The sequence below is a fragment of the Couchioplanes caeruleus genome, assembly GCF_003751945.1.
Lineage (GTDB): Bacteria > Actinomycetota > Actinomycetes > Mycobacteriales > Micromonosporaceae > Actinoplanes > Actinoplanes caeruleus.
Map to the genome: position 1 here is coordinate 4031946 of NZ_RJKL01000001.1, position 19127 is coordinate 4051072.

17 protein-coding genes are annotated in these 19127 nt (G+C 70.6%); 5 read left to right on the top strand and 12 right to left on the bottom strand.

Going from position 1 to position 19127, the window contains the following annotated elements; all coding sequences use genetic code 11:
• Positions 1-462: an Lrp/AsnC family transcriptional regulator gene (locus EDD30_RS17930; RefSeq protein WP_071803603.1), complete on the bottom strand. Its 462-nt coding sequence runs from the start codon at positions 460-462 to the stop codon at positions 1-3.
• Between the two features lie 222 nt (positions 463-684).
• Here EDD30_RS17930 and EDD30_RS17935 point away from each other — a divergent pair, with 222 nt between their 5' ends.
• On the top strand, positions 685-960 hold the full coding sequence (locus EDD30_RS17935; RefSeq protein ID WP_071803604.1) for a BldC family transcriptional regulator: 276 nt from the start codon (positions 685-687) through the stop codon (positions 958-960).
• Here EDD30_RS17935 and EDD30_RS17940 read toward each other — a convergent pair.
• The 3 genes from EDD30_RS17940 to EDD30_RS17950 are packed head-to-tail and all read right to left on the bottom strand — an operon-like array spanning position 933 to position 3937.
• Positions 933-1580, bottom strand: coding sequence for a UbiX family flavin prenyltransferase (locus tag EDD30_RS17940; RefSeq protein WP_071803605.1), 648 nt, complete (start codon positions 1578-1580; stop codon positions 933-935). The genes EDD30_RS17935 and EDD30_RS17940 overlap by 28 nt on opposite strands.
• A 3-nt stretch (positions 1581-1583) precedes the next feature.
• On the bottom strand, positions 1584-2480 hold the full coding sequence (gene mqnP / locus EDD30_RS17945) for a menaquinone biosynthesis prenyltransferase MqnP (protein WP_071803606.1): 897 nt from the start codon (positions 2478-2480) through the stop codon (positions 1584-1586).
• Positions 2477-3937, bottom strand: a complete 1461-nt coding sequence (locus tag EDD30_RS17950; protein WP_071803607.1) for a menaquinone biosynthesis decarboxylase — start codon at positions 3935-3937, stop codon at positions 2477-2479. The genes mqnP and EDD30_RS17950 overlap by 4 nt, the downstream gene beginning before the upstream one ends.
• A gap of 88 nt (positions 3938-4025) precedes the next feature.
• On the opposite strand from EDD30_RS17950, the gene EDD30_RS40670 reads away from it, so the two are divergent.
• Complete coding sequence (locus EDD30_RS40670; RefSeq protein WP_244945297.1) at positions 4026-5021, top strand: hypothetical protein; 996 nt, start codon at positions 4026-4028, stop codon at positions 5019-5021.
• On the opposite strand, the gene ccsB is transcribed toward EDD30_RS40670, so the two are convergent.
• The 6 genes from ccsB to hemL are packed head-to-tail and all read right to left on the bottom strand — an operon-like array spanning position 5018 to position 10895.
• Positions 5018-5986: a c-type cytochrome biogenesis protein CcsB gene (ccsB, locus tag EDD30_RS17960; RefSeq protein WP_123678343.1), complete on the bottom strand. Its 969-nt coding sequence runs from the start codon at positions 5984-5986 to the stop codon at positions 5018-5020. The two genes, EDD30_RS40670 and ccsB, sit on opposite strands and share 4 nt — an antisense overlap.
• Positions 5986-7593, bottom strand: a complete 1608-nt coding sequence (resB, locus tag EDD30_RS17965; protein WP_071803609.1) for a cytochrome c biogenesis protein ResB — start codon at positions 7591-7593, stop codon at positions 5986-5988. The genes ccsB and resB overlap by 1 nt, the downstream gene beginning before the upstream one ends.
• Positions 7590-8348 carry a cytochrome c biogenesis CcdA family protein gene (locus EDD30_RS17970; protein WP_071803610.1) on the bottom strand — a complete coding sequence of 253 codons (759 nt, stop codon included), beginning with the start codon at positions 8346-8348 and terminating at the stop codon, positions 7590-7592. The genes resB and EDD30_RS17970 overlap by 4 nt, the downstream gene beginning before the upstream one ends.
• A complete protein-coding gene (locus EDD30_RS17975; protein ID WP_071803611.1) occupies positions 8348-8911 on the bottom strand; it encodes a TlpA family protein disulfide reductase in 564 nt (187 codons plus the stop codon). The genes EDD30_RS17970 and EDD30_RS17975 overlap by 1 nt, the downstream gene beginning before the upstream one ends.
• Positions 8908-9564, bottom strand: coding sequence for a histidine phosphatase family protein (locus EDD30_RS17980; protein WP_071803612.1), 657 nt, complete (start codon positions 9562-9564; stop codon positions 8908-8910). The genes EDD30_RS17975 and EDD30_RS17980 overlap by 4 nt, the downstream gene beginning before the upstream one ends.
• Positions 9561-10895: a glutamate-1-semialdehyde 2,1-aminomutase gene (hemL, locus tag EDD30_RS17985; RefSeq protein ID WP_071803613.1), complete on the bottom strand. Its 1335-nt coding sequence runs from the start codon at positions 10893-10895 to the stop codon at positions 9561-9563. Before hemL ends, EDD30_RS17980 begins: the two co-directional genes overlap by 4 nt.
• Before the next feature lie 146 nt (positions 10896-11041).
• Here hemL and EDD30_RS17990 point away from each other — a divergent pair, with 146 nt between their 5' ends.
• Positions 11042-11368, top strand: a complete 327-nt coding sequence (locus EDD30_RS17990) for an STAS domain-containing protein (RefSeq protein WP_071803614.1) — start codon at positions 11042-11044, stop codon at positions 11366-11368.
• A 4-nt stretch (positions 11369-11372) separates the two neighbouring features.
• Here EDD30_RS17990 and EDD30_RS17995 read toward each other — a convergent pair whose 3' ends face one another.
• Both EDD30_RS17995 and EDD30_RS18000 read right to left on the bottom strand, forming a co-directional pair.
• Positions 11373-11921, bottom strand: coding sequence for a response regulator (locus EDD30_RS17995; RefSeq protein WP_071803615.1), 549 nt, complete (start codon positions 11919-11921; stop codon positions 11373-11375).
• On the bottom strand, positions 11914-16308 hold the full coding sequence (locus EDD30_RS18000) for a HAMP domain-containing protein (RefSeq protein ID WP_071803616.1): 4395 nt from the start codon (positions 16306-16308) through the stop codon (positions 11914-11916). Before EDD30_RS18000 ends, EDD30_RS17995 begins: the two co-directional genes overlap by 8 nt.
• A 113-nt stretch (positions 16309-16421) precedes the next feature.
• Between EDD30_RS18000 and EDD30_RS18005 the strand changes: the two genes are divergently transcribed.
• Together EDD30_RS18005 and EDD30_RS18010 are read left to right on the top strand one after the other, a co-directional pair.
• A complete protein-coding gene (locus EDD30_RS18005) occupies positions 16422-18428 on the top strand; it encodes a SpoIIE family protein phosphatase (protein WP_071803617.1) in 2007 nt (668 codons plus the stop codon).
• 31 nt (positions 18429-18459) lie between these two features.
• Positions 18460-19026 (top strand): dihydrofolate reductase family protein, encoded by a 567-nt coding sequence (locus tag EDD30_RS18010; RefSeq protein WP_071803618.1) that lies wholly within the window; start codon positions 18460-18462, stop codon positions 19024-19026.
• The last annotated feature ends 101 nt before the right edge of the window (positions 19027-19127 follow it).

Consider the following 19127-nt stretch of genomic DNA (forward strand, 5'->3'; position numbering starts at 1 on the left):
TCAACCTACCGCCGGGTCGCGGCCCGGCTGGGGGCGATTCTCCCACTTGGTGGAGAGCGCGATGGCCGTGCGCGTCGAGGCCACCCCGGCGGTCCGGTTGATCCGGACGATGAGCTGCTCCAGCTCGGCGATGGTGCCGACCCGCACGGTGAGCTGGTACGACTCGACGCCCGCCATGAAGTAGCAGGATTCGATCTCGGGCATGACCCGCAGCGCGGCGAGGACGTCGTCGGTGTCGGCGCCGGAGTCCTCGACGATGCCGATCAGCGCCGTGACGCCCAGCCCGATGGACTCGGGCTCGATCTCGGCCCGGTAGGCCCGGATCGTCCCGGCCGCCTCCAGCTTGCCGACCCGCTCATGCACGGCGGGGGCGGACAGGCCGACCTGGCGGGCCAGTTCGGCGTACGAGGAGCGGGCGTTGTCCCGCAGAAGGTCGATCAGGCGCAGGTCGATGGCGTCCATGGCTTCAGAGGTTAATGCGACCCGTCCGGGTAGTTCACGCCCGGTAGCGGGCCACCAGCACCCGAGCCAGCAAGGATAATGGTCAACGTCGCAATCAGGGCTTTTTCCGCATTTCAGCGACTTGCTGTTTTTGCCGATGCTCTAATGGCTGTACGTCCCGATCGAGCACGCCGAACACGCACCGTGACCACCGGCGCTCCACAACGACGCAGGGAGAGGGCCGTGGACACAGGAGATCGACTGCTGACGCCAGGGGAGGTTGCCGCGCTGTTCCGGGTCGACCCCAAGACCGTTACGCGATGGGCGGCCGCTGGACGCATCGGCAGCATCCGCACTCCGGGTGGCCACCGCCGGTTCCGGGAGTCGGAGGTGCGCGCGCTGCTCGAGGGCGACGGCGTGGTCGAGGAGATGCGCGAGGACGACGCCGCCAACCGGCCACGCAACGCCGGCCCGTCGAACCCGGGCGCGGGCTACGGCCCGCCCAACGGGCTGCGCTGACCGCCGCCCAGCTCACCGCGCCAGCGGGTGAAGAGGTCGTGCGGCACGGCCAGGGCGTCCAGCACCTTGCCCGCCACGAAGTCCACGAGCTGCCGCGCCGTGGCGTCGGCACCGGAGCCGTAGAAGCCGGGAGACGCCGGTAGGACCACCGCGCCGGCGTCGTGCAGGGCGATGAGGTGCTCCAGATGGCTGCGGGTCACCGGGGTTTCGCGCGGGACGACGACCGTACGCCGGCGCTCCTTGAGGTTGACCTCGGCGGCGCGCTGGAGCAGATCCTTGGAGAGCCCGATCGCGATGCCCGCGCAGGCGGCCGTGCTGGCCGGCACGACCGCCATGCCCTTGGCCGGGTAGGAGCCGCTGCTCGGCCCGGCGGCCAGGTCACCGGCCGGCCAGTACGCGAGGTCGGCCGGGCCCAGATCCCGCGCCAGCCACGCGGCGACGTCGTCCTTCCAGTGCGCGTCGCGGACGCTCGCCCCGGTCTCGTCGAGCAGGGTGAGCCGGGCGGCCCGCGAGATCACCAGGTCCACGGCCTCGCCGGCATCGAGCAGGGCACCGATCACCGCCCGGGCGTAGGGCGTGCCGGAGGCGCCTGAGACGCCGACGATCCACGGGGTGCGCATCGACTAAGGATGCAGCACGAGGTCGAGCAGGGCGAAGACAAACAGGGCGATACCCACGAAGCCGTTGGCGGTGAAGAAAGCCCGGTTCACCTTCGACAGGTCGTTCGGCGTCACGACCATGTGCTGGTAGGCGAAGGCCACCGCGGTCAGCGCCAGCCCGATCCACCACAGCCAGCCCAGGCCGACCACTTGACCGAACCACACGAACAGCGCGAACGTCACGACGTGCGTGGCGGTCGAAAGATGCAGGGCCGCGGGCACGCCGTAGCGCGCCGGGGTGGAGTGCACCCCGATCCGCCGGTCGACCTCGGCGTCCTGGCAGGCGTAGATGAGGTCGAAGCCACCGATCCACAACCCCACCGCCACACCGAGCAGCCAGGCCGGGCCGGACCCGTCGAACGTGCCGGTGACGGCGAGCCAGGCCCCGACCGGCGCCACCGACTGCGCCAGCGCCAGCACGTAGTGCGGGAAGTTCGTGAAGCGCTTCGCGTACGGATAGACGATCAGCGGGAGCACCGCGAGCGGCGAGAGCAGCAGGCAGAGCGGGTTGAGCAGGCCCGCGGCGAGGAAGAGCAGGGCCAGGGAGACGGCGGCGCCGGTCCAGGCCGTGCGCAGGCTCACCGCGCCGGTGACCAGCTCCCGGTTCTGCGTCCGCGGGTTCAGCGCGTCGATCTTCCGGTCGAGGATGCGGTTGGCCGCCATGGCGAACGTCCGCCCGGCCACCATCGCGACCGTGATGAGCACCAGGTCCCACCAGCGCACGTCGCCCGCGCGGTCCATCGCGACCCCGGCGGACAGGTACGCGAACGGCAGCGCGAACACCGAGTGCTCGATGGCGACCAGCCGCAGGAACGCCTTGATCCGGCCCGGTTGTTCCGGCGCGGACGCCACCGCCGTCATATGCCGTATTCCTTCCACCGCTTGTCCACCAGGGCGACCACCTCGCTCGACATGGTCATCTCCTCCGGCCAGCCGCGGGTGTATCCCTCGGCGGGCAGCTTACGGGTGGCGTCGATGCCCGCCTTGCCGCCCCAGAACTGCTGGTAGGACGCGTGGTCCAGGTGGTCCACCGGGCCCTGGGTGAGCACCAGGTCGCGGTCGTAGTCGACGTTGCCGAAGGCCCGGAACGCGACCTCCTGGTAGTCGTGCACGTTGCAGTCCTCGTCCACCACCACGATCAGCTTGGAGAGCGACATCAGGTGCGCGCCCCAGATCGAGCTCATGACCTTCTGGGCGTGCTTGGGGAAGCGCTTGCGGATCGAGACGATCACGCAGTTGTGGAAGACGCCGGCCGCCGGCATGTCGTAGTCGACGATGTCCGGGACCATCATCCGCAGCAGCGGCAGGAAGATGCGCTCGGTGGCCTTGCCGAGCCCGTGGTCCTCCTGCGGCGGCTTCGACGTGATGATCGAGTGGTAGATCGGCTTCTTGCGCATGGTCATGCACTCGATGTGCAGCACCGGGAAGGGCTCGACCGGCGTGTAGAAGCCGGTGTGGTCGCCGAACGGGCCCTCGGGCGCACGCTCCCCCGGCTCGAGATAGCCCTCGAGCACGATCTGCGCCTGGGCGGGCACCTGCAGTGGCACGGTGAGGCAGTCGACCATCTCCACCCGCTCGCCGCGCAGGAACCCGGCGAACAGGTATTCGTCGATGTCGCTGGGCAGCGGCGCGCTGGCCGCGTAGCTGACCACCGGGTCACAGCCGATCGCCACGGCCACGGGCAGCCGCTCGCCACGGCGCTCGGCCACCGCGTGGTGGGCGGTCGAGTCCTTGTGGATCTGCCAGTGCATGCCCAGCGTGTTCTTCGAGTGCTGCTGCAGCCGGTAGAGCCCCAGGTTGCGCTTGCCCGTGTCGGGATCCTTCGTGTGGGTCAGGCCGTAGTTGTGGAAGATCCCGCCGTCGCCCGGCCACACCCGCAGGCCGGGGAGCCGGTCCAAATCGACCTCGTCGCCCTTGAGCACGACCTCCTGGCAGGGCGCCGTCTTGACCTTCTTCGGCGGCACGGACTTGAGCTGGAGCACCTTGCCGATCCCCTCGCGGATGCCGGACCAGCCGACCGGCAGCTCGGGCTTGAGCAACGCGCCGATCCGGTCGCCGACCTCGTCCAGCGTCTCGACGCCGAGGGCCATCGCCATCCGCTTCTCCGTACCGAAGAGGTTGACGACGACCGGCATCTCACCGCGGGTGGGCCGCTCGAAGAGCAGGGCCGGGCCACCGGCGCGGACCGTCCGGGTCACGATCTCGCTGATCTCCAGCGTCGGATCGACGGGTACGCGCACCCGGCGCAGCTCACCGGCCGCTTCCAGGCCCGAGATGAAGCTCTGCAGATCGTGGAACGGAAAGCCTTTCGCAGCCATGCCCCCCAGTCTGTCACCCGTCACCCGGCGATCTCGTCCGGCGTTGAGTCAGCGGTTGATTCGCACACGGGTCGGGGGCGGTGGCAGCGTGAGATTCCGGGGCGTGGCACGGTGGTGTGCCCTGGCGGGACTGGTCGCCGGCGTGGCGATCGCGGCTCCGGCGGCGTCGCACCGCGGCGGACGGCTGCCGGTCTGCGAGCCCGGCGGCGCCTCCACGACGGCGCCGACCGGCCCGGCGAGCCGGGATTCGCGCGGGGCCTGCCAGGCCTCGACCCGGGTGCTCGAGTCCGCCGTACGCCTGGACCGGATGCGCGAGACCAGCACGCCGAGCGGGTACCACCACCTCGGCGCGGGCACCGGCGGCGAGTGGAGCGGCGTCACCGGACGCATCGGCGTGGTCGACGGCGGGATCCGGCGCAACACCTACGACTTCGTCGCCGGCCGCTTCATGGTCAAGCGCGACATGGGCGGCGGCAGCATCGCGTGGCTCGAGGCCGGCTGGGCCGAGACCGGGTGGGCCGGCCAGGGTCGCCAGCACATCTACACGTTCAACACCAACACGAAGACCTGGCAGTTCTACGACCAGTACCGGCTCAAGCCGGGCGACAAGGTCTGGCTGGACCTGCACACGGACGCGGACAACGTCTGGCAGGCCTGGCTGTGGTGGAACAACCGCTGGAACCTGCTGACCGCGCAGAAGCTGCCGATCGGCGCCAGCGCCTACGTCGAGCAGTATGTCGAGGTGCACGTCGACTCCGGCCGGGCGGCGCGGCTGCGCGTCCCGCGGGTGACCGTGGACAACGTCCAGCTCCGTCCCTCGGGCGGCGGCCAGGGCCGCTTCTGGCGCGAGGACGTGGAGACCCTTACCGGCGACATGGCCCAGCAGCGTGGCGGCGGCTTCTGCCTCGACTGGATCACCCACTACGACACCTGGACCGCGGGTGACTGCCCGGGTGGCGGCATCGGCGGCGGCCTGCCGCTCGCACCGGCGCCGCAGCCGTCGGGCGAGGCGGACGTCGTCGGCGACATCCAGCCCGCGGAGACGAGCCGGGCGACAAGCCTGCTGAACGTCCTCGGCGGTTAGCCGGCGTTCGCGTACGAGTGCAGGCCTTCGAAGAACAGGTTCACGCCGAACAGGTTCATCAGCATGGTCGCGAAGCCGAGCAGGGCGATCCACGTCGCCACCGTGCGCTTGACGCTGGGAGTGGCGCGGGCGTGCAGGTAGCAGGCGTACACGATCCAGGAGATGAACGCCCAGACCTCCTTGGGATCCCAACCCCAGTAGCGGCCCCACGACGCCTCCGCCCATAGCGGGCCGGCGATCAGCGCGCCGAAGGTGAAGAGCGGGAACGCGAACGCGTGCATGCGGAAGGTCAGCCGCTCCAGCGTCGCCGCGGCCGGGGCCTTCGCGCCGAGGGTGTACGGGAAGCTGCGCCGCCCCCGGTCGTACCCGCTGCGGATGAGGAACATCGTGGCCGGCACCGCACCGACCAGCAGGATGCCGCTGGACAGGATGATGGTGGAGACGTGGATGATGTACCACCACGAGTTCAGGGCCGGCACCAGCGGACCCACCGGCGTGTATGCGATCAGCCCGGCCGCGCCGAGCATGACGACCAGCGCCAGCGCGGCGAAGAGCCCGAGGTGGCGTACGCCCGGCTTGCGGGTCAGCACGCCCAGCCACACCGCGGAGCCGACCAGGGTGACGGCCAGGATGAACTCGTACATGTTGCCCCAGGGCATGCGGTCCGCCGCGACACCGCGGGTGACCACCGTGCCGATGTGCAGCGCGAAGGCGAGCCAGGTGAGGGCGACGCCGGCGAGTCCGAGCAGGACGCCGCGGTCGCGTCGGGGGGCTTCCTCGACCGCTGCCACGGCGGGTTCGTCGACGACCGGGGCGCCCGCGCCGACGAGCTGGCGGGCCGGTCGGGCCGCCGCGCGCCCGATGTGGCTCTTGTCGCCGAACGCGTACTCGGCCGCGTAGCAGACCATCGCGACGAGGTAGGCGACGACCGTGACGGCCATCAACTGATTCGACAACTCCGCCATCACGGCGTCCCTTCACTCCGACCGCGGGCAGCCCCCACGATCTGGTCGAACTCCTCGTCGAAGCCCGGATAGTCGGTGCGGGGAAGGCCACCGGCCTCCATCAAGCTACCGGAGCCGTCGCGCGGCGTGATCCGGAACCACAGCCGCCGCCGGTGCCCGGCCAGCGAGAGCATCAGCCCGATCAGTCCCAGGACCGCACCGCCGAGCACCAGCGACTGGGTCGGGTCGGCGCGCACCGCCAGCGTCGCGAACGGCCGGGTGCCGACGAACTCCAGCTTGGTGCCGTCGTCCAGGGTCCAGGACTGTCCCGGCGTGAGCCGCTGCGGCCGCTCGCCGCTGACCTGCTTGAGCTTGCCGTTGACGAGCTGCGAGCGGTCCAGGGCGTAGACCGAGCCGGGCAGGCCGGCGTCGAGGCCGAGGTTTCCCCGGTACGCGCTGAGGAACAGCACCGGGTCCTTCTCGTCCGGGAAGATCGAGGCCGGACCGCCCCTCGGATCCACCGTGGGCAGATAGACGCCCTCGAAGCCGACCTGGAGGTTCTCCTCGCGCCGGTTCGTCTTCGGGTCGATGTTGACGTCGGGGAACTGGGCGACGCCCTCGCTGGTGAACATGCCGTCGCGGGGCAGGAAGGGGACGATCTTGGTCTGCTGGGCGCCGTACCGGTCGGTGTAACGCAGTTCCACCGCGTAGCCGTGGCCGAGCAGGTGGATGTTCGCCCGCGACAGCCGCAGCGGGTCGTTGACCGTGAACCGGGCCTGCCGCCATGCGCCGTCCTGCTTCTCCTGCACCTCGACGCTGGCTTCGAATTCCTTCGGCTGGCCGCTCGCCTGGAACGCGGCCTCGAAGTTGTTCAGCCGCAGGCAGAAGAACGGCAGGTCGGCGGCCTCGACGCGGGGGCCGAGCGACCACTCGTCGTACTGCGTCACCGAATTGCAGAAGCCCTGGTCCGCGCCCTGCACCAGGAGGCGGTTGCCGTGCCAGCCGTACCAGTGGCCGAAACCCACCCCGATCAGCACCGCGAGCAGGGCCAGGTGGAAGAGCAGATTGCCGGTCTCCTTGAGGTGGCCCTTCTCGGCCGAGACCGTGATGCCGCCCCCACCCTCCCGGACGACCGTGCGGAAGCGGCGCTTGCGCAGCACGGCCGCGGCGGCTTGCGCCGCGGCCGCCGGATCGTCGGGTCGCTCCTCCGCCTTCGCGAACTGCGGCAGCCGTTCCATCCGCCGGGGCGCATCCGGGGGAACGGTGCGCAGCGCGCGGACGTGGTCCCGCAGCCGCGGCACCACACAACCGATCAGCGAGGTGAACAGCAGCAGGTAGATGGCGGCGAACCAGGGGGACGCGTACACCTCGAAGCCGCCGAGCCGGTCCAGGACCGGCGCCAGGTCGGGATGCTCGCGGAAGTAGCCGGCGACGTTCTCGGCGTTGACCGAGCGCTGCGGCAGCACCGAGCCGGGGATCGCGGCGACGGCGAGCAGGAAGAGCAGGACGAGCGCCGTACGCATGCTGGTGAGCTGGCGCCACGAGTTGCGCAGCAGGGCCCGGAGCCGGTTCGGCCGGCGCGGCGGCGGCGCGGCGGCCGGCGCCAGACGTTCGTCGACGGCCGTCACAGCAGCGTCCCGTCGAAGGCGATCGTGGTCTGCAGCCAGATGAGGAAGGTGTCCCAGCCGCCCGTGACCAGCGTGATGCCGACGCCGATGAGCAGTGCGCCGCCGATCCGGGTGACCCACCGGCTGTTGCGCCGGACCGCCTTGAAGACGCCGAGCAGCCGCCGGAAGAAGAGCCCGAAGAGCACGAACGGCAGACCGAGACCCAGGCTGTACGCCAACGCGAGGGTCACCGCGCGGTCGGTCTGTCCCGCCGTCGTGGCGAGGCCGAGGACCGCGCCGAGGGTCGGGCCCACGCACGGGATCCAGGAAATCGCGAAGAGTGCCCCGAAGACCGGCGCGCCGAGCAGCCCGGCGCTCGGCAGGCGATGGATCCGCACCTCGCGCTGCATGCCGGGGACGAGCCCCAGGAAGGCGAGACCGAGCAGGATGATCAGGACGCCGAGCACGATGTTCAGCGCCTGCCGGTGGGTCTGCAGCGTCTTGCCGACGTTCGCCACCAACGCCGCCGACAGCGAGAAGACGACCGCGAACCCGAGCACGAACAGGCTGGTCCCGGCAAGGATGCGCCCCTTGGCGCGGGCCTGCGGGGTGGCGTCCAGATCCGAACCGGCCAGACCGGTCACATAGGACAGATAGCCCGGAATGAGGGGCAGGACGCACGGCGACAGAAAGCTGACCAGTCCGGCCACCGCCGCGGCCGCGATCGCCAGCAGGAGAGGTCCGCTGCTGGCGGTGTCGGCGAACGACTCCCCCATCAGCCGTTCACCTCGGCGGCGATACGCTCCACTACCGGCTGCAGGACGCCGATGGTGGTCGCGCCGCGGATGCCGGCAGCGATCCGGCCCTGGCGGTCGAGCACCAGCGTCGCCGGAGTGCTGACCTGGGTGACGTCGAACTTCAGCGCGACGCTGCCATCCGGGTCGAAGATGCTCGGGTACGTCACCCGGCCTCGCTCGAACGCCTTCGCCGAGTCCCGGTCGTCGCGCGAGTTGACCCCGACGAAGGTGACGTTCTTCGCCTTGGTCGCCTGGTACGTGCCCTCCAGGTCGTCCGCCTCGGCCCGGCACGGATTGCACCAGGAGCCCCAGAAGTTGACCACCACGACCTTGCCGCGGTCCTGGGTCACGTCGTACGTGCCGCCGCTGAGCAGCTCGCCGGTCACCTCGCGGGCCTCGGGCCGCTGCTCAGGGGTGCACTCGATGACGTTGTCCGCGTTCGTGGTGCACTTCTTCTCCCAGCTCTGCTCGCCGCAGCCGGTCAGCGCTCCGGCCGTGACGACGGCGGTGAGAACGACAGCGGGAAGCCGGCGCACGGTCATGCCCCCTTGGCGGTCCCGGCGCCGGGCGACATCGCGATCAGGGCGGCGGCCGGCTCGGAGTAGTCGATGCCGACCACCTTCGCGCCCTCGAACCGGAACGAGGTGAGGCTCGCCAGCCCGCACTGCCGGCGGCGGGGATCGTGCCAGAGGCGCTTCTTCTCGACGTAGCGGCGCAGCGTCCAGATCGGTAGCTGATGCGACACGCAGACGGCCTCGTGTCCCTCCGCGGCGACCCGGGCGGCCTGGACCGCGGCGAACATCCGCTGGGCGATCACGAGGTAGGCCTCGCCCCAGCTCGGCGTGATCGGGTCGCGCAGCACCCACCAGTGCCGGGGGTTGCTGAACGCGCCGTCGCCGACGGAGACCTTCTTGCCCTCGAAGAAGTTCGCGCTCTCGATGAGCCGGATGTCGGTCGCCGTCTCCAGCCCGAACCGCTCGGCGAACGGCTCGGCGGTCTCCTGGGCGCGTTCCAGCGGACTCGCCACGACGTGCGTGACGTCGCGCTCGGCGAGCACCTCGGCGGCGGCCTTCGCCATCTGCCGGCCGAGCTCGGAGAGGTGGAAGTCGGGCAGACGCCCGTAGAGGATCTTGGCGGGATTGTAGACCTCGCCGTGCCGCAGCACGTGCACCGTGGTCTTGGTCGGCTCGCTCATGTGTCATCTCCCGCTGCCGCGGCGGCCCGTGCCGCCGCCGGCAGCGCCGCACCGATCGTCTCCAGGGCGTCGTCGTTCAGCGCCGTCGACACGAACCACGACTCGAACGCGCTCGGCGGCAGGTACACGCCGCGGCTGAGCATCTCGTGGAAGAACGCCTTGAACGCGGCCGCGTTCTGCGTCTTCGCCGAGTCGTAGTCGACCACCTCGGCATCGGTGAAGAAGATCGAGAACATGTTGCCGGCGTACGAGAGCCGGTGCGCGACGCCGGCGGCGGCGAGCGCCTCCGACGCGAGCTTGCCGACCGTGCCGGAGAGCTCGTCGAGGCGCTGGTAGACGGCGGCGTCGGCGAGGCGCAGGCTGGTCAGCCCGGCGGCGCAGGCCAGCGGGTTACCGGAGAGCGTGCCGGCCTGGTAAACCGGCCCCGCAGGGGCGAGCCGCGACATGATCTCGGCCCGGCCGCCGAAGGCCGCGGCCGGTAGGCCGCCACCCATGACCTTTCCGTACGTGAAGAGGTCGGCGTCGACGGGCTCGAGGCCGGCCCAGCCGCCCGCCGAGACCCGGAAGCCGGTCATGACCTCGTCGACGATGAGCAGGGCGCCGTTCGCGTGCGCGATCTCGGCCAGCCGCCGGTTGAAGCCGTCGCGAGGCGCGACCACGCCCATGTTGCCGGGCGCGGCCTCGGTGATGATCGCGGCGATGTCGTCCCGCTCGGCGAAGATCGCCTCGACCGCGGCGACGTCGTTGTACGGCGCGACGATGGTCTCGCTCGCCGCCGCACCGGTCACACCGGGCGAATCGGGCAGGCCCAGCGTCGCGACGCCCGAGCCGGCGGCGGCGAGCAGGGCGTCCACGTGCCCGTGGTAGCAGCCGGCGAACTTCACGATCTTCGACCGGCCGGTGTAGCCGCGGGCCAGCCGGATCGCCGTCATCGTCGCCTCGGTGCCGGAGTTGACCAGGCGCACCTGCTCGACCGGCGTACGGCGGACGATCTCCTCGGCGAGCTCGACCTCACCCTCGGTGGGCGTGCCGAAGCTGGTGCCGCGCGCGGCGGCGGCCTGCACCGCGGCGACGATCGCCGGGTGCGCCTGCCCGTGGATCAGCGGACCCCACGAGCAGACCAGGTCCACGTAGCGGCGCCCGTCGGCGTCGACCATCCACGGACCTTCGCCGTGCGCCATGAACCGCGGCACTCCGCCGACGGCCCGGAACGCACGCACGGGTGAATTGACCCCGCCGGGCACGATGGCCTGGGCGCGGTCGAACAGGGCCTGGGAAACCGGGGCGTCCTGCGGGTACGGGGCGCCGGCGGTGCGGTATGAGGTGGTCACGGCGGATCCTATTCTGTCAGCGCGGTCCGGGCGGCGTCCGCCCAGCCCCGTACGAGGGTTGTTCACATCACTGGGAGACCCGCCGGAGGGACGCACGAAATCGCGCCCAACAGGCCGGATTCGACCACCCGCGATAGGGTGGCGGGGTGGAGCGACCGGAGCTGTCCATCGCCGTTGAGCGCGCCCCCGACGAGGTGGTTTTCCACCTTGCCGGGGAGATCGACGTGCTGACCGTGGCGCGGCTGTCGGCGATGGTGAACGAGGTCCTACAGGAGCCGCCGGCCCGCATCGAGCTCGACATGGCGGGCGTGACGTTCTGCGACTCCCAGGGCCTCGGCACGCTGGTGGTGCTCAGCCGCAAGGCCCAGCACGCCCGGGCCGTCCTGGCCCTCACCAACGTCGGCGACTTCCTGATGCGCGTACTGGACATCACGGGCCTGCGGTCCGCCCTGATGATCTCGTCGACCGCCTGAGGCGTCAGTTTCCCCAGCGGGCCTTCTCGAGCAGTTCCAGCGCCTCGGCCGGCGCGTCGCCGCCGCCGGCGCGCAGCTTCCGCGCCGCCTCGTCCACCAGATCCGTCAGCCGCTGCCACTGGGCGTCGCGTTCGCGCACGGTGTCGGCCTGGGCCTTGAGCTGCTGGGTCTTGGTCCAGAGCTCGACGAAGATGGAGACCTTGGCGCGCAGGACCCAGGGGTCGAACGGCTTGGTCAGGTAGTCCACGGCACCGACCGCATAGCCACGCAACGCGAGCTGTGCGTCACGGTCCGCCGCGGTCAGGAACAGGATCGGGACGTGCCTGGTGCGCTCCCGGCGCTTGATGTGGCTCGCCGTCTCGAAGCCGTCCATGTTGGGCATCTGGGCGTCCAGCAGGATGACCGCGAAGTCGTCGACGAGGAGCTGCTTGAGCGCTGCCTCGCCGCTCTCCACCGCAACCGCCTGCACGGGCAGGCCCTGGAGTATCGCCTCCAGAGCGAGCAGGTTGTCACGGCGGTCGTCGACCAGAAGGGCCTTCGCGCGGTCAGCCACGTTCACTCTCCGTCCCGGAGCGGTCGGACGCGTTCACCCATCGGGCCATCAGCTCGATGAGCCGGTCCAGGTCGACGGGCTTGGTGATGTAGTCACTCGCCCCCGCCGCCAGCGCCGACTCTCGGTCGCCGGGCATCGCCTTCGCCGTGAGGAACACTACCGGCAGATCCCGGAAGCGCTGGTTCCGGCGGATCCCCCGGGTCGTCTCGTACCCGTCCTGGTCCGGCATCATCGCGTCCATCAGCACGATGTCCACCTCGGGATGTTCCGCGAGCAGCCGCACCCCGTCGACGCCGTTGTCCGAGTAGAGGACGTTGAGCCCGTGCATCTCCAGCGCGCTGGTCAAGGCGAACACGTTGCGGACATCGTCGTCGACGATGAGCACCGTGGCGCCGTCGAGCTGCCGGCTCGCCGGGGTCACCGTATGGTCCGCGCCCGGCTGGGATGCCAGCAGCGGTACGTCCAGCGGCGGCAGCACGGCCCGGGCCGGCACCACCGCCTCCACCGGTAGTGGCGGCACCGTCACCTGGAACTTGTCGGGAACCAGCGCGTCCGGCATGTAGAGGGTGAACGTGGAACCCTCCCCCGGCACCGAGGAGACCACGATCGTGCCCCCGAGCAGGGCGGCGAACTCGCGGCTGATGGACAGGCCCAGGCCGGTGCCGCCGTACTTGCGGCTGGTCGTGCCGTCCGCCTGCTGGAACGCCTCGAAGATGAGGCTGAGCTTCTCGTCCGAGATGCCGATGCCGGTGTCGGTCACCGCGAGGGCCACGACCCGGTCCGCGGCGGCCAGCGACGGGATGTCGAACTCGCTGTCCGGCGGCGCCGGGAAGATGCTCAATGTGACCGAGCCGGTGTCGGTGAACTTGACCGCGTTGGAGAGCAGGTTGCGCAGGATCTGCTGGAGGCGCTGGGCGTCCGTGACGATCGACTGCGGCAGCTCCGGCGAGACGTCGACCCGGAACTCCAGGCCCTTCTCGTCGGTCTGCGGGCGGAACGCCTGCTCGACGTAGCTACGGACCTCCTCGAAGTCGACCTCGTCGGGGTCGACGTCCATCCGGCCCGCCTCGATCTTGCTCAGGTCGAGGATGTCGTCGATCAGCGACAGCAGGTCGGAGCCGGCGCTGTGGATCGTCCGGGCGAACTCGATCTGCTTCTCCGTCAGGTTCTTCTCGGAGTTCTCGGCCAGCAGGCGGGCGAGCAACAGCAGGGAGTTGAGCGGTGTCCGCAGCTCGTGGCTCATGTTCGCCAGGAACTCCGTCTTGTACGCCGAGGCCCGGGAGAGCTGCTGGGCCTTCTCCTCCAGCCCCAGCCGGGCCAGCTCGATCTCCCGGTTCTTCGTCTCGATGTTGCCCTTCTGCTCGCTGAGCAACTGCGCCTTGTCCTCCAGCTCGGCGTTGGTGCGCTGGAGCTCGGCCGACTGGTCCTGCATCTCGCGCGCCAGCCGCTGCGACTGGGCGAGCAGTTCCTCCGTACGCCGGTTGGCCTGGATGGTGTTGAGCGCGATGCCGATCGTGGCGACCAGGCGCTCGAGGAAGGTCAGGTGCAGCCCGCTGAACGCGGCAACCGATGCGAACTCGATGACGCCGAGCATCTCGCCCTCGAACAGCACCGGAAGCACGACGAGGTCGCTCGGTGGCATCGACATCAGGCCGGACCGCATGGTCAGCACGCCGTCGTGGGTGGCGCGCACGCGGATGGTCCGGCGCGACACCGCCGCCTGCCCGACGAGTCCCTCGCCCGGGCCGAACGTCACCTCGTGGTTGCGGGCGACGTAGCCGTACGACGCCGCGAGCCGCAGCCGCATCACCGCTTCCTCGTTGTCGACAAGGAAGAACGCGCCGAGCTGGGCGTCGACCAGCGGGGTCACCTCGGTCATGATCATGCGGCAGACCTCGCCCAGGTCGCGCTGGCCCTGCAGCAGGCCGCCGATCCGGGCCAGGTTGGAGTCCAGCCAGCCCTGCTCGGCGTTCGTCTTGGTGGTCTCCCGCAGGGTCACGATCATCTGGTTGATGTTGTCCTTGAGCTCCGCGACCTCGCCCTGGGCCTCGACGGTGACGCTCTGCGTGAGGTCGCCGCGGGTCACCGAGGTGGAGACCTCGGCGATCGCGCGGAGCTGGGTGGTCAGCGTGGAGGCGAGCTGGTTCACGTTGTCGGTGAGGTCGCGCCACGTACCCGAGACGCCCTTGACCTGGGCCTGACCGCCGAGCTTGCCCTCGATGCCGACCTCACGGCCGACCCGGGTGACCTCGTTGGCGAACGACGAGAGCTGATCCACCATCGTGTTGACCGTCGACTTCAGCTCCAGGATCTCGCCGCGGGCGTCGACGGTGATCTTCTGCGACAGATCGCCCTTGGCCACCGCCGTCGTCACCGAGGCGATGTTGCGAACCTGGGCGGTCAGGTTGGACGCCATGTAGTTGACGTTGTCGGTCAGGTCCCGCCAGGTGCCGGCCACCCCGCGCACCTGCGCCTGGCCACCCAGCTTGCCCTCCGAGCCGACCTCGCGGGCCACCCGCGTCACCTCGTCGGCGAACGACGAGAGCTGATCCACCATCGTGTTCACCGTCGACTTCAGCTCGAGAATCTCGCCCTGAGCGTCGACGGTGATCTTCTGCGACAGGTCACCGCGGGCGACGGCGGTCGAGACCTGCGCGATGTTGCGGACCTGGGCGGTCAGGTTGGACGCCATCGAGTTGACGTTGTCGGTCAGGTCCCGCCAGGTGCCGGCCACCCCGCGGACCTGCGCCTGGCCACCCAGCTTGCCCTCGGTGCCGACCTCGCGGGCCACCCGCGTCACCTCGTCGGCGAACGACGAGAGCTGATCCACCATCGTGTTCACCGTCGACTTCAGCTCGAGAATCTCGCCGCGGGCGTCGACGGTGATCTTCTGCGACAGATCGCCCTTGGCCACCGCGGTGGTCACGGACGCGATGTTGCGGACCTGGCTGGTCAGGTTGGACGCCATGTAGTTGACGTTGTCGGTCAGGTCCCGCCAGGTGCCGGAGACGCCCTTGACCTGCGCCTGGCCGCCGAGCTTGCCCTCCGAGCCGACCTCGCGGGCCACCCGGGTGACCTCGTCGGCGAACGACGAGAGCTGGTCGACCATCGTGTTCATCGTGTTCTTGAGCTGCGCGATCTCGCCGCGGGCGTCGACCGTGATCTTCTGCGACAGATCGCCCTTGGCCACCGCCGTCGACACCTGCGAGATGTTGCGGACCTGGTCGGTGAGGTTGGCCGCCAACTGGTTGACGTTCTCGGTCAGATCCCGCCAGGTGCCGGAGACGCCGCGCACCTGCGCCTGACCGCCCAGCCGGCCCTCGGTGCCGACCTCGCGGGCCACCCGCGTCACCTCGTCGGCGAACGACGAGAGCTGGTCCACCATCGTGTTCACGGTGTCCTTCAGCTCCAGGATCTCGCCCTGCGCGGCCACCGTGATCTTCTGGGACAGGTCGCCCTTGGCCACCGCCGTGGAGACCTGGGCGATGTTGCGGACCTGACTGGTCAGGTTGGACGCCATGGAGTTCACCGAGTCGGTGAGGTCCTTCCAGGTGCCCGCCACGTTCGGCACGTCCGCCTGGCCGCCGAGCTTGCCCTCGGTGCCCACCTCGCGGGCCACCCGGGTCACCTGCTCCGCGAAGAGCCGCAGCGTGTCCGTCACGCCGTTCATCGTGTCGGCCAGCTCGGCGACCTCGCCCCGGGCCGACACGGTGATCTTCTGCGACAGGTCGCCGCGGGCCATCGCGGTCGCGACCTGCGAGATCGACCGCACCTGGTGGGTCAGGTTGGACGCCATCGTATTGACGGAATCGGTGAGGTCCTTCCACGTGCCGGCGACGCCGCGGACGTCGGCCTGGCCGCCCAGCTCACCCTCGGTGCCCACCTCACGGGCCACCCGCGTCACCTCGCTGGCGAACGACGAAAGCTGGTCCACCATCGTGTTCACCGTCCGGCCGATCCGCAGGAATTCACCCCGCAGGGGTCGTCCGTCCATCTCCAATGCCATGTGCTGGGAGAGGTCACCCTCGGCAACCGCGACGATGACCCGGGAGATCTCCGTGGTCGGCCGGGCCAGGTCGTCGATCAACGAGTTGACCGAGCGCACCGAGTCGGCCCAGGCACCGTCGAGGCCCTCCTCGTCGAGGCGATCGGTCAGCCGCCCCTCGCGCCCCACCGTGCGACTGATGCGCCGGACGTCGAGATTCTGCCGCTCCTGCAACGACACGACCTCGTTGAATGCGTCCACGAGTGCGCCGAACGACCCGCTCCGGCGGGCCAGGCGCACCTTGAGATCACCACGGCGGACCCGCCGCAGGGCGTCGGCGACCTCACCGAGCAGGGCGGTCTCGTCGGTCACGCCGACGCCGACCTCTTTCGCCGCAGTCATGCTGTCCTCACTCGCTGTCCACCGTCTGGGGGCGTTCCATCATCTCTCGCCCGGCCGGGTCATTGCGAGTGATGGCTTTGTGCATACCGCCACCGACAGGAGAGGATGCATGCGTGTCGGTGGAGGAAGGAGGGGCGGCGGGTGCGCTGGTGCGCCGTGTCCGGCTGCCCAACGACCGGCGTACGCCGGCGGCCGCCCGCGCTCTGGTGCGGTCCGTACTCGAGGAGACCGGGCTCGACAGCCTGGTCAATGAGGCGCTGCTGCTGACCACCGAGCTGTCCACCAACGCCGTCGTGCACGCCGGCACCGAACTCGACATCGAGGTCGCCGCCGACCCGAGCGGGCTCACCGTGACCGTGACCGACTTCGCGCCCGGTCCCGTCGAGGAGCTCGCGGTCGGCCCACGCAACGACAAATCCGACATCGGAGAGGTTGCGGAGCGCGGTCGGGGCCTCCTGCTCGTGGACCACTTCGCGAGCCGCTGGGGCACCGTCCACGAGGGCACCGGCAAGGGCGTCTGGTTCCGTCTCGAGACCCGCGCGACCCCGGCCACCGCCCTGCCGGTGACCGAGGGAGATGCGGCTCCCAGCGTCGGCGAGCTCACCACGCTGCTGCAGACGGACCCCGAGCGCCCGACCGAGGAGGCGCTCGCCGAGTTCGCCACCGACCTGCTGGCGCGGCTGGCCCGGCTCACCGGCGCGACCGGCGGGGTGCTCCGGCTCGACCGCGGCGACGGCACCGGCCGGCAGGTCCTCGCCCGGCACGGCCGGACCCCGCGTACGGACGCCGCGACCATCCGGGTGCCGCTCGCGGTGCAGCGGCCGTACGTGGGTGAGCTGGAGCTGGACTCCTCCCCCGACGGCTACGCGATGCCGCTGGCCGCGATCGTCGCCGAACGGCTCTCGCTGCACCTCGAGAACGACCGGCTGCGCCGCACCGACCTGCGCCGGCAGACCTGGCTCACGTTCCTGGCCGAGGCGAGCGAGCTGCTCGCCCAGTCCCTGGACGTCAACCTGACCATGGCCCTGATCCCCCAGCTCGTCGTGCCCCGGCTGGGCCAGTGGTGCGCGGTGCACACCACCGACACCTGGGGGCGGCTCCAGCTCGCCGCGGCCACGCACGCCGAGGAATCGGCCGTCTCCCACCTGTACGGCTTCCTCTCCGAAACCGGCCCCGACTCGATCCTGGCCCGGCTGGAGGAGGCGTCCCGGCTCGGTCAGCAGGTCATGTTCGGCAACCCGTCGGAGGGCTTCGCGGTGCCGCTGGTCGCCCGGGGGCAGCGCCTCGGCACCCTCGCGGTCGGGCGCCACCTGCGGCACCGGCACGACGTGGACGAGGTCGCCGTCCTCGAGGACGTGGCCCGCCGGGCGGCGCTCGCCATCGACAATGCGCGGATCCACGACGAGCGGCGCCGCGTCGCCCGTACGCTGCAGGCCTCGCTGCTCCCCCCGGCCCTGCCGCACGTCCCCGGCGTCGGCTTCGCGGCCGAGTACGTACCGACCGGCTCGGAGGTCGGCGGCGACTTCTACGACGTGGTCCCCACCGACGGCGGCTGGATAGTGGTCGTCGGCGACGTGTCCGGTAAGGGCGTCCAGGCGGCGACGGTGACGGGCCTGGTCCGCGACGTCATCCGGATCCTGGTCGACGACGGCAAGCCCATGAAGGAAGTCCTCCACCGGGTCAACCGCACCCTGGTCCAGCGTGGCGGCGGACGCTACTGCACCCTGGCCATGGCCTCGGTGACCCGCAACGACGCGGAGCTGGACGTCTGCCTGCATCTCGCCGGCCACGACCGCGCGGTCCTGGTCCGCGCGGACGGCAAGACGTCGTTCGTGGGCGAGGGCGGCACGGCCCTGGGCCTGCTGGAGAGCATCACCTCCCCGGACGCGGCCGTACGCCTGCACGCGGGCGACTCCCTGATCTTCTACACCGATGGCGTGACGGAACGCCGCCGGGGCCGCGAACTGTTCGGCACGGCACGCCTGCGCGACGCGGCGGCACCCCTGGCCGGCTATCCCGCGGACGTGATGGCGGCCCGCCTGCGCTCCACGACGATCAATTTCTCGGTCGAGGAACCGCGCGACGACATCGCCATCCTGGTGCTGCGCAACGACGCCTGAAGTTGCCGTACCCCCGTGGCAGGGTGACGTCGTGGCCAAGACGCAGTACTACACCGCGACGAGCATCGACGGCTTCATCGCCGACCAGCACAACTCCCTCGACTGGCTGTTCGAGGTCGGCGACGGCGGCGACGACGACAACCCCTTCGCGACCTTCTTCGCCCAGGTGGGCGCCTTCGCCATGGGCGCCACGACCTACGAGTGGATCCTCGAGCACGACGCCCTCCTCGAGCAGCCCCTCAAATGGGCGGACTACTACGGCGACACCCCGGCCTGGGTCTTCACCCACCGCGACCTGCCCCGCATCCCCGGCGCCAACCTCACCTTCGTCCAGGGCGACGTCCGCCCGGTGCACCAGGCCATGACGGAGGCGGCACAGGGCAAGAATCTATGGGTGGTCGGCGGCGGCGAGCTGGCCGGAGCCTTCGCCGACGCCGGCCTGCTCGACGAGCTCGTCCTGGGCGTGGCCCCGGTGACCCTGGGCGCCGGCGCGCCGCTCCTGCCACGCCGTCTGACCTCGGCGCGCCTGTCGCTGACCTCGATGGAACAGCACGGACCGTTCGCCTACCTGACGTACGCGGTCGCCCCGACCCGGTGAACACCGGCGGAACGACGCGGTCGGCGCAAGTCGCCGGCTTCGTCCGGATTCCGCCGGTCGGTGCCGGCCGCGGTCACCTCGGCCCTCTCCGGCAATGGCCG